The 10,868-nt window shown below is 20.0% G+C and carries 8 protein-coding genes; 5 read left to right on the forward strand and 3 right to left on the reverse strand.

Annotated elements, in window-relative coordinates; all coding sequences use genetic code 11:
• Positions 1-322: 322 nt before the first annotated feature.
• Complete coding sequence (locus B2G44_RS00720; RefSeq protein ID WP_180372454.1) at positions 323-946, reverse strand: superoxide dismutase; 624 nt, start codon at positions 944-946, stop codon at positions 323-325.
• 239 nt (positions 947-1,185) lie between these two features.
• Here B2G44_RS00720 and B2G44_RS00725 point away from each other — a divergent pair, with 239 nt between their 5' ends.
• On the forward strand, positions 1,186-1,869 hold the full coding sequence (locus B2G44_RS00725) for a hypothetical protein (RefSeq protein WP_078122948.1): 684 nt from the start codon (positions 1,186-1,188) through the stop codon (positions 1,867-1,869).
• A 488-nt stretch (positions 1,870-2,357) separates the two neighbouring features.
• Positions 2,358-4,049, forward strand: a complete 1,692-nt coding sequence (locus tag B2G44_RS00730) for a DEAD/DEAH box helicase (protein WP_078122949.1) — start codon at positions 2,358-2,360, stop codon at positions 4,047-4,049.
• A gap of 465 nt (positions 4,050-4,514) precedes the next feature.
• On the opposite strand, the gene B2G44_RS00735 is transcribed toward B2G44_RS00730, so the two are convergent.
• A complete protein-coding gene (locus B2G44_RS00735; RefSeq protein ID WP_078122950.1) occupies positions 4,515-5,885 on the reverse strand; it encodes a transporter substrate-binding domain-containing protein in 1,371 nt (456 codons plus the stop codon).
• A 140-nt stretch (positions 5,886-6,025) separates the two neighbouring features.
• A complete protein-coding gene (locus B2G44_RS00740; RefSeq protein WP_078122951.1) occupies positions 6,026-6,763 on the reverse strand; it encodes an amino acid ABC transporter ATP-binding protein in 738 nt (245 codons plus the stop codon).
• A gap of 532 nt (positions 6,764-7,295) precedes the next feature.
• Here B2G44_RS00740 and B2G44_RS00745 point away from each other — a divergent pair.
• From B2G44_RS00745 to B2G44_RS00755, 3 genes are all read left to right on the forward strand, one after another.
• A complete protein-coding gene (locus B2G44_RS00745) occupies positions 7,296-7,916 on the forward strand; it encodes a hypothetical protein (RefSeq protein WP_078122952.1) in 621 nt (206 codons plus the stop codon).
• 641 nt (positions 7,917-8,557) lie between these two features.
• Positions 8,558-9,166 (forward strand): hypothetical protein, encoded by a 609-nt coding sequence (locus B2G44_RS00750; RefSeq protein WP_078122953.1) that lies wholly within the window; start codon positions 8,558-8,560, stop codon positions 9,164-9,166.
• Between the two features lie 381 nt (positions 9,167-9,547).
• Positions 9,548-10,868: hypothetical protein (locus tag B2G44_RS00755; protein WP_143325093.1), on the forward strand; the 1,321-nt coding region annotated here is incomplete at its 3' end.

Consider the following 10,868-nt stretch of genomic DNA (forward strand, 5'->3'; position numbering starts at 1 on the left):
TAATCAACTGAAAGTTGAAAATATAGTTAATAAAAATAAAAATGTACCATTTCAATTTCAAAGAAATCGACGTTTTATTAATTTTCTTTCAGGTTTGATTATATTAATTATATTTATAACTATTGTTATTGTTCCTATAAGTTATTTTATTTATTTGAGTTTTTAGAGATAAGTTTAAAAGTTATTAAAAAATTTGATTTTGATTAAAAATTTTTTAATAAATAAAAATCCCATCGAAAAAATATTTTTTTCGACGGTTTTTTTTCTTTTAGATCATTTTAATTAAATATTTTTTTAATTTTTATTTTAATTTTAATAATAATTATTTATTCGGAATATTATTTAAATTAATTTCTACTTGTTCCCAATTAATGATATGAAAAAAAGCTTCTACATAATCTTGACGACGATTTTGAAAATCTAAATAATAAGCGTGTTCCCAAAGATCTAAACCTAAAATAGGATAACCTAAATTATGAGTAGTATCTTGATTAGTAGTTGTTATAATTTCGGATAAATTTTTATTATTAACAATCCACCATACCCAACCGCTACCAAAAAGATTTAAAGCTTTATTAGTAAATTGATTTTTAAAATTATCTAAATTTTTATAATCTCTTTTTATAATTTCTTGCGTTTTATTTAATAAAACGATTTCATTGGTTGTTTTTGGTTTTAAAATTGTCCAAAAAAATGAATGATTAAAATGTCCTCCTCCGTTATTACGAACAGATGTTCTAATTTCTTCAGGTATTAAAGATAAATTTTTTAATAAATCATCGATATTATTTTTTATTGTAGGAAATTTTGATAGAGAAATATTTAATTTATCGATATAGGTTTGATGATGTTTTTGATGATGAATCATCATTGTTTTTTGTGTTATAAAAGGTTCTAATTCGTTATATTTATAGTTTAAAGTAGGTAGTTGATATTTATTAATCATAATTAAGATATTATCTCTCCTTTTTATTTTAAAAATATTTTTTTTAAATAAGTAAAATCATTCTTTATTATAACATGTTTGAAACATGGTTATTTGTAAATTTAGAATGGATTACAAATACATTGGATATATTTTATTTTTAGAGATAAAATTTTTTTTAAAATGATCAATAAGATAAAAAATACTTAATATTTATTATGACAAACACAATTATTTAGAAAGGAGTTAAATTCACATTTATGTTAAATAAAAATGGCTGCATAAAAAATACACGAAATATTATTAAGCAAGTAATTTTAGGTTCGAATTTAATTTCGATTTCTTGGGTTTTATTTAACTTGAATAAATATTCTTTTTTAAGTAACATTAATAAAATTCCTATTATTGATTCTAATTTATGGTTATTTTGGCATTTGCCATTATTTTTTTTAGGATTTTTTTTAAATATTAATTATTTAATTTTGTTTTGTTTCGTTTATATTTTTATAGAATGTTCCTTTTATTCAATGCCTAGTTATTTAGCAACTTATGAGTATTTAAAAAGTAATTATAATTTTTTTATTTCTAATAGATTTTTTTTTGTTATTAGCAATATTACTTTTGGTTCTTTAATACCTAATCTATTTGTGTTAATAAGTTGTATGTTAAACCATCGTTATGTTAACAAAAAACGTATTTTTATTTTTGGTTTTTTCAGTATTGTTTTACAATCTATTTCTCGTATTTTAAATGGTTATTTAAATTATTGGGATATTATTAAAATTAATTTTTATCGATATAATTATATTTATTCAGATCGTTTTATAAATATTTTTTTTTGTTTTTTTAATATTATTCCTATTATTATCAATAATGCGATTAACTGTTTATTATTTGGAATTTTATATAAAAAAATTCAAAATATATATCAGGAATTAATGTAATAATTATAGATAAATAATTAAACTTATAAAATTTATTATTTAATCAATCGGAAATAAAATTTTATTGTAATTATTATATGTGCGAATAATTTTGTCAAATGAAATCTTTTATTTTATGGTATTATTAATAATAAAAATAATTATTTTTTTAAACTATATTGAAATATCTTATTTAAAATTAGTAATTGTAATTTACGAGAGAATTAATTTTTTAAATTTTTGTTGATTATTATTACTAGTACTTTTTTATTTTAAGATGGAGATAAGTTGCATTTTATTTTCCTAAATTTTAAAATTACAAAAACTTTTTATAAATATTTTTTTAATTTTTTCTTTAGGAACAACATATAGTAACTAAAAATATTTCTTTTAATAACCACAATCTTTTAATCATTGATTAGAATACGAAAGATTTATTTTTATTAAATATTGAAAAAAATTTTTATTTTTAATTAAAAAATTTTCAATAAGATCGAAAGGAAAATATAATGATTTCTTCTTTTAAAGAGTTAAATTTATTAACTCAAATTCAAGAAGCTTTAAAAGAGCTTAATTTTATTAATCCTACCCCTGTTCAGGCTTTGGTGATTCCTAAAATGATTCAAGGTATTGATATTGTAGCTCGTTCTCAAACAGGAACAGGAAAAACTTTTGCTTTTGGAATTCCTATGATTCAAAAAATTGATTCTCAAACTTCTCAAATTCAAGCTTTAGTATTGTGTCCTACACGAGAATTAGCTTTGCAAGTTTTTACGGAAATTAATAAATTGTTGAAATTTTATTCCGAAATTAGAACTGCTGTTATTTATGGTGGTGAAAAATATTTTAAACAATTTAGTGCTTTAAATAAAAAACCTCATATTATTGTAGCTACTCCTGGAAGAATTTTAGATTTATTAAAACAGCAAAAAATAGATTTATCTCATGTTAAACTTTTAGTTTTAGACGAAGCTGATGAAATGTTAAAAATGGGATTTCAAGAAGATGTAGAAGATATTTTAAAAAATATTCCTTCAGAAAGGCAAACAGCTTTATTTTCTGCTACTATGCCGGATTTTATTAAAAAAATAGCTGAAAAATATCAGAAAAATTCTCAAACTTTAGAAATATCTAATAAAAATATTGCAGTTAAAAGTATTAAACAATTTTATTTTATTGTTTCGGATATAAATAAAAATTTAGTTTTAGAACGTTTATTAGATTATCAAAATCCCGATTCTGTTATTATTTTTGCTAATACTAAGAAAAATGTCGATAATATTACTGATTATTTGCAAACAAGAAATTTTTTAGTAGATGCTTTGCATGGAGATTTGAAACAAAATCAAAGACAATATGTACTTAATAATTTTCGTAATAAAAAAATTAAAATTTTAGTTGCTACTGATGTAGCTGCTCGAGGTTTAGATATTTCTGATATTCAAATGGTTATTAATTATGATTTATCTAATGATTATGAAAGTTATGTACATAGAATAGGTCGTACTGGACGAGCTGGAAAATCAGGTGTTTCTTATAGTTTTATTAATGTTAGACAAAAAATGAAATTAAAAAAATTAGAATATTATTTAAAAGAAAAATTATTATTAGCTGAAATTCCTAAAATTGAAGAGATTTATCAACAACAAGATCAGTTATTTCGTGACAAAGTTTTTCAATTAATAGAAAATTATAAAAATAATAATTTATCAATTGATATGAATTTAATGGATAAGTTATTACAAAAATATGACCAAGAATTAATTATTAAATCTTTAATAAATTATATATCTCCTTGTCGCAAACAATATGAAAATATTATTATACGGAATGTTTCTAATTATAATAATGATGAATTTGCAAAAACATCTTATAATAAAAATAATCGTATTAACAGTGATTATTTTAAAAAATATGAACAAAATAATATTAATATGACAAAATTAATTATTAATATTGGTAAAAATGATCGTGTGTATAATCCTGCTACTTTTTTACAAATTTTATATGATAAATTTAATATTTATAGAAAAAATATCGGTTATATTCAACATTTTGCTGATAAAACAGTTTTTGAAATTAATAATAATTTTGTTAACAAGCTTAAGACAAAAAAAGATATTTATTGGGAAAATAAATTAATAATTATTAGTGATGATTTGGGAAATTATTCTAATGTTAATAATAAATATAAGAATTAAAAATATTAAATAAAAAAAGTTAATTTATTTTTTAATTTTATTTATTCGAATATTATCTAATTATATGTAAATAAAAAAAGTCAAATATATTAATCCTTTCGGAATTAAAAATTTGACTTTTTTTATTATGCATGTTAATTTATAGCGGATGAAATTTTTATTTATCCATTTTTGATATTATTTTTATTTTAATAATTATTTATTAAATTATTTAAATTACTTTGATTATATTTATTAATAAGACTTTTAAGTTTTTTTGTATTTTAAAATTTGAATTAGACTTGATAATGATATATAAATAATACTTATTATAATAAAAGGTGTTATAGTGTCATAAGTGATAGCTATATTTCGTTGCGCAGTCCATAATAAATTGGGTAATCCGATAATAGAATATAAAGCAGTTTCTTTTAAATTTATTATAAATTGATCCCATATATTAGGTATTTCTCTTTTTAAAATTTGTTATAATATAATATATTTAAAGACTTGTTTTGAATTTAAACCAAGAGCGTAAGCAGCTTCTATAGGACCAGATTCTAAAAAATTAACTTGTCTAGACATGTTATTTAAAAAATGAAATGTGTTATTAAGGAAAGTTATGATTAATGAAATACAAAAAATTCCCATTAAACCTTTCAAAAAAAATATTTTTTGTATTAATAAATTATACATTAAGACAACTTGAATAGTAATCGGAACAGCTTTTGTAACATGAATGCATAAAACCAATATATAATTAATTGCTTTTTGAATTAGTTTTTTTGAAGATTGACACCATATTTTTAAAGGTAATAATATTAATGCTAACAAAAATCCAATTAAAATAGCATCTATAGCTAATGTTAATGATATATAAAAGCTGTCTTGATAAGTTTTAATTATATTTATAATTTTATTTCCAAATGTATTGATTTGTTGTTTTTGATGATTATCGTTTATGTAAGTTTTTATAGCTTTTTCACGTAAATTATCCATTATATTAGGATTAGATTTTTTAATTTCATCAATTTGTTTTGTTAATTCTTGGTATAATTTGGTGTTTTTTTTGTTTATAAAAATACCTAATGGATAATGAAAATCTTTTTGTTGATTGTTTTTTTCATTATTTATTAATTTTAAAGATTGAAATTTATTTTTATCATTTGCTTCGGAAGAAGTCATTAAATTTATAACAGGATGTTCAAAAATTAATAAATCAACACGTTTTTGTTCTACTTCATTGACGCAATTTACTAAATCTTCTTTTGGATTTAATTTATGTAAATTTAATTTATTTAATATTTCGATATCATAAATAGAACTAGCTGTAGTTGTTGCGCTAATATGTCCATGCGTTTTAATTAAATTTTTTAAATCTTGAATAGTAATTTCTGTTTGATTTATATAATTTTTGAATTTATGATTATCTTTTCTAATTAAAAACCCAATTTCGGAAACATCATACTCAATAGTATTCATTTTTTTTGTACGTTCTTCTGTAATATTCATGTTACCAATAGCAGCATCAATAATTTTTTGATTAACTGCATTCAAAATACCAGGGAAATTGAATGGTTTTATTTTTAATTGTTTATTCATATTTTTGGCTAATTCTTTAAATAAAAAAATATCTGAACCACTTACATATGTTCCTGTGTCGGTACGAAAGCTATCGGGATTAGAAGAATTACTATCAAAACATAAAGGTGGAGAATTGCTTACTACTCCTAAAATAATATCATCAGAAGGTTGTGTTGTAAAATTAAAAATTTTAAATAATTTATAATGTAAAAATAATATTATTATGATGAAAATAAAAATTTTTAAGATTTGTCGAATTTTCAATTGAAACATTAAAATTAGTTCACTTTCATTAATTTTTTTTATTATTAAATTTAGGAATTTCAAAATAGTGAAAAATTTTTTTAGGATGATTATGATTATTTATAATATTTAAATAATAATTTTTATAAATTGCTTGTGTATAAATGTTATTATTTTTTGTCTTGTTCGAAAAAATATTTAATTTTAGGACATTTATCTAGTTGAAAAATATCATTTAAATTGCCTTTTTCTATGATTTGGCCATTTTCTAATAAATAAATTTTATTTGACACTTTTTTTGCAAATTGTAATTCATGAGTCACAATAATAAGCGTTATATTATGTTTAATAACTAAATTTTTCAATAATTTTAATATTTCTTGAGCAGATTCTGAATCTAAAGCTGAAGTGGGTTCATCAAGTAAAATAATTTTAGGATCCATACATAAAGTTCTTGCTATAGCTACTCGTTGTTTTTGTCCTCCGGAAAGCTTTTGAACATTTTCGTAAGCAAATTTTTCCATTCCCACTTCTTTTAATTTTTTAAAAGCTTTTCTTGAAGCTTCTGTATAAGGCATTTTAAAAATACATTTCAATCCTAGACAACAATTTTCTAAAACGGTTTTTTCGGAAAACAAATTAAAATGTTGAAAAACCATACCTATTTGTATTCTTAAATTAGTCAAAGAAATATTAGAATCTAGAAGATTATAATTATTAAAAAATATTTTTCCTGAATCCGGTCTATTTAATAAATTTAAACATCTTAATAAAGTCGATTTTCCTGAACCAGAACGGCCAATAATAGAAACTATTTCTTTTGGTTTTATTTTTAAATTAATGTTATTTAAAATTATTTTTTTATCAAAAGAACTTTTTAAGTTTTCAACTTTTATTATGTATTTCATTATAATTTTTTTATTCTCCTTCAGGATTATAAAATTTAATTTTGTTTATTTTTGCGTTAAATGGGATATTTTTTATATATTATTGCTAAATTTATAACATAATGGGGGGTTTTTTAATTTTTAAAATTCTATAAAAAAAAAATGATTTTGTCAAATTTTAAATAAAAAAATAAAAAAATATTTTATTTTATAAAATGAAAAATTTTGATAAAATTTTTGTGGTGTTCATTGAATTATAATAATTTTTTGTGTATATTTTGATTTAGATTGATAGATTTTATATAATAATATGTTATAAAAGATGTCATGAAAGTTTTATATTAAAGTTTTATATTTATTATTTGTTTCGAATTAAATTTTTTATTTTTCAACATTTGAGGTAACATGATTGAGTTTTAAATTATACATTAAAAAAAATTTGGTTATTTAGAATTTTAACTATTGATGATAATTTTAACTTATTAAAGTGAATAATAGATCGATATATATTCGAACAATAAATTTATATAAAAGAAAAATAGGTATTGAAGTTATGTATAAAAAAAAACAAATTATTAAAAGAAAAAAAATTTTTTTATTATCGATTTTAGTTACTTCCTTTTTGTTTTTTGTTGTATTTTTTTGTATGGGCAAAATTTTAGGTCATATTGAGCAACAACATGAAGAAGTTGTTTTAGATGTTGGTCAAGCTTTGGAAAATAATTTAGAATCTGGTCAAAAAAATTTAATATCAAATATTACAGGTTCTGCAGAAAAATGTGTTAGTGATGTCACAGAACATATTAAATTTAAAGTAGATGGAATTAGCGAATATTTTCAAAAAAATTTAGATAATTTAAAAGAACATTGTCAAATGCGTTTAGATCAATGTATTGATCATTTGGAACAACATACTAAAGAACATTTTAGTCAAACTTTTAATCAAGTTTTAAATCCTCAAATTGAACAAAATTTAATTTCTCTAAAATCTAATATTTTAAATATTTTTTCTAATTATTTATTTGATTTTTTTAAATTTAAGATTAATTGGAATTTTTTAAATTTTTTACCTTCGTTTTTATTTCCTAAATCCAATACGCTGGTGAATAATAATGTTAATAACGATTTAAATAATGATTTAAGTTATGAGTTGCGCGATATAGAAGTAAAATAAGAAATTTATCTAAATTGAATTATTAAGGTTATGGCTATAAATTTATAAATTGTTTAATCATGGATTTTATAAATAAAGTTGAATAGAAAAGTTAAAAAATAATTTATAAGCTTTTTTATACGAAATTTATCAATTTTCTTAATTTATTAGACATTTATTTAATACGTTATTTAATAAGTTTATATAAATTATTAAATATTTTTATTTTTAGTATCTATCTATTTTTTAAAAATTCGTTTATAATATTAGATGTAGTAGTTATTTTATTAAAAATAAATCTATGATTGCTACGAAAATTAGACACTTATTTTGAGACAAAAATTGTGTTAAAAATGTTTTTTTGTTTATTAAATTTTAATTTTTAATTAAATTTAATAAATATTTGATTTTGAAATTTGAATTTGAACTTTGAAAAAATTATAAATTTATATTATTAATTAATATTAAATTAATATATAAATTTAATTATTTAGTTTTTTGTTAAAAAAAATAATCTTTAAAATATGGAATTAATATTTTAGGATTTTGTCATTAATTATTAAATTAATTATTAAAGAAGGAAAATAATAAATATAAATACTATAAATACTAAACAAAAAAAAAATGTTTCGTTTAAAAACTTTAAAAAAATAGCTGTTATTATGTTTGTTTTAATGATTGTAGGATCAGTAACAACATTTGTTTTTTTTCATCCAATACATTCATCATTTATGATTAATGATTCTAAAGAGAATTTGACGTCAGGAAATATTTCTTCTGAAGTTCCTCAATTAGAAAATTTAATGTCTTCAGAAGACAAAAATAATCATGATGTCGATTATGTATCTATAAAAATAGATAATAAACAAGAAAATCAAGATGTTGAAAATCATGCAGCTATAAAAGATTATAATAATGATATTTTTGAAGGCTTAAGGAAATCTGACGTTGAAAGTATTATGGGGCAATCTGAAAATTCTGAAGTTCTATCAGTGACTACAGAAGATAAAAAACCAACTAATATTGCTAAATATAAGCATAAATCTAAAATTAGTTTGTTATTTAAACCATTTCGTAATATTAAAAAAAATTTAAAAAAAATAAATCAATTGAATTCTACAAATAATTTTGTAACACATAATCTTGATTCTGAGCCAGATTATGCTTTTATTAAAAAAAATAAAAATTCAGAAAAAAATATAAATGTTCCTATTATTTGTCCTGCTATTGAATTTTGTCAAGTAATGGAAACACCAAAAGCTATTGTTTAAAATATTAAATAAGTTTAAAATTAAAAATTGATTTAATTATACCTTAACAATTATTTATTACTAAAAATTTTAAATTTGAAGGAGGCATTCTAAAAAAATCAATTGTCTTATTTAGAAATTTTTTAATAAGTTTTAAGTTTAAATTATATTAGTTCAAATAATTGATGTATTTTATATTTGTTTTTGATTAAGTTACATTTAATTATATTTTATTCGTTAAAAAAAGATCTTGTAAAATAGATCTTTTTTTATTTATGGGGATTTTTTTAAATTTTTGATTCTTGAATATATAAATTTTAAATTTATTTATTTGAATATTTATTAATTTAACTTTGATATATTTATTAGAAAGATATTATTCGACAAAAGGTGTTCTTTGAAATGAAAATTAAAAAAAATTATTTATTTTTTTTTGTTTTTTTTTGTTTTTTTGCAATTTTAATTTTTTTATTTTGGTATAATGATGCAATTAAAAGTAAAAATATTAATTTAATTAATTTTTCTTTATGTAATTCGAAATTGTTACAAGAACAAGATTTTGATTTCGAAAACAAATTAAAACAAATTAGTGCTAAGGAATTTAAGGTTTTAACGAAAATTAAGAATACTTTTCCTCAATATTTTCAAGAATTGAACGAGGATAAAAATAATTTTTTATTAAATCAAATTTTATTGTTAATTTTAGGAGAATTTAAAAATCACAATTATAAGTGGTTTGATAATTATAAAAAATCAAATTTGTTTTTTACAGAATATTTGTGCGTTTTAGACAAATATGATTTATTTAATGACTTCGGATACAAAATAGAAGAAATAGTTTCTGATCCGGATAAATATGTTTTTATTCTTCCTGGTAATTATATTGAATTTACGAATTATGATAAATATTTGTTTTCTAAACAAAATTCTTTTTCAGTAGATACAAAAGGTTTATTTTGGAAACATTGGTCTCCTAAAAATTTGTTGTTTATATCTAAAAATTATTTAAATACTATCTTGCGACTTAGTACAAAAGTTTGGGAGTTTAAAAATAATCCAAATCAACAATCATTTATAAATGAATTAAATATATTGGGTGAAAAACATGTTTTATTGTCTAAAGCTGATACAGATGTTCATTTTATTAAACTTAAAATAAAAAAATTAAACACTTTTTCAAGTAGAGAAAGGGAAAATATTCACTCTTTAACCCGAACTATTCAAGAAAAAGAAACACAATACCGTCATCAAATGGATTTATCTGAAGCTGAACGTCAACAGTTAAAAAGTGAAATCGGTCAACTTACTCAGGATTTAATTACAAGTCAAGAAAAAATTGATCAACATCAAAATGACTTAGAAAAAGCCCAAAAAGCTTTATCTCAAACTTCTTCTGAATTAGAAGAAATTCGCAAAGAATTAGAAAAAGATCATCAACTTAGTGAAACAACTATTCATCAACTTAAATCGGAATTAGATAGTTTAAATTCTCAACATAAAAATTTAAACGTAGATTTGATGAAGGCCAAAAAAGATAATCAAGAGTTAAATTCTCAAAATCAACAATTAACTATACAAGTAAAAACTTTAACAGAAGAAATTAGTATGTTAAAAAATCGTATTCAAGAACAACGTCAAACTATTGATGAAATAAATAAACTTGTGTTATCTACTCGCCAAAAAAATAGTGAATTAGAAGCGAATATTCACTCTTTAACCCGAA

The organism is Candidatus Phytoplasma citri, assembly GCF_002009625.1.
Lineage (GTDB): Bacteria > Bacillota_I > Bacilli_A > Acholeplasmatales > Acholeplasmataceae > Phytoplasma > Phytoplasma citri.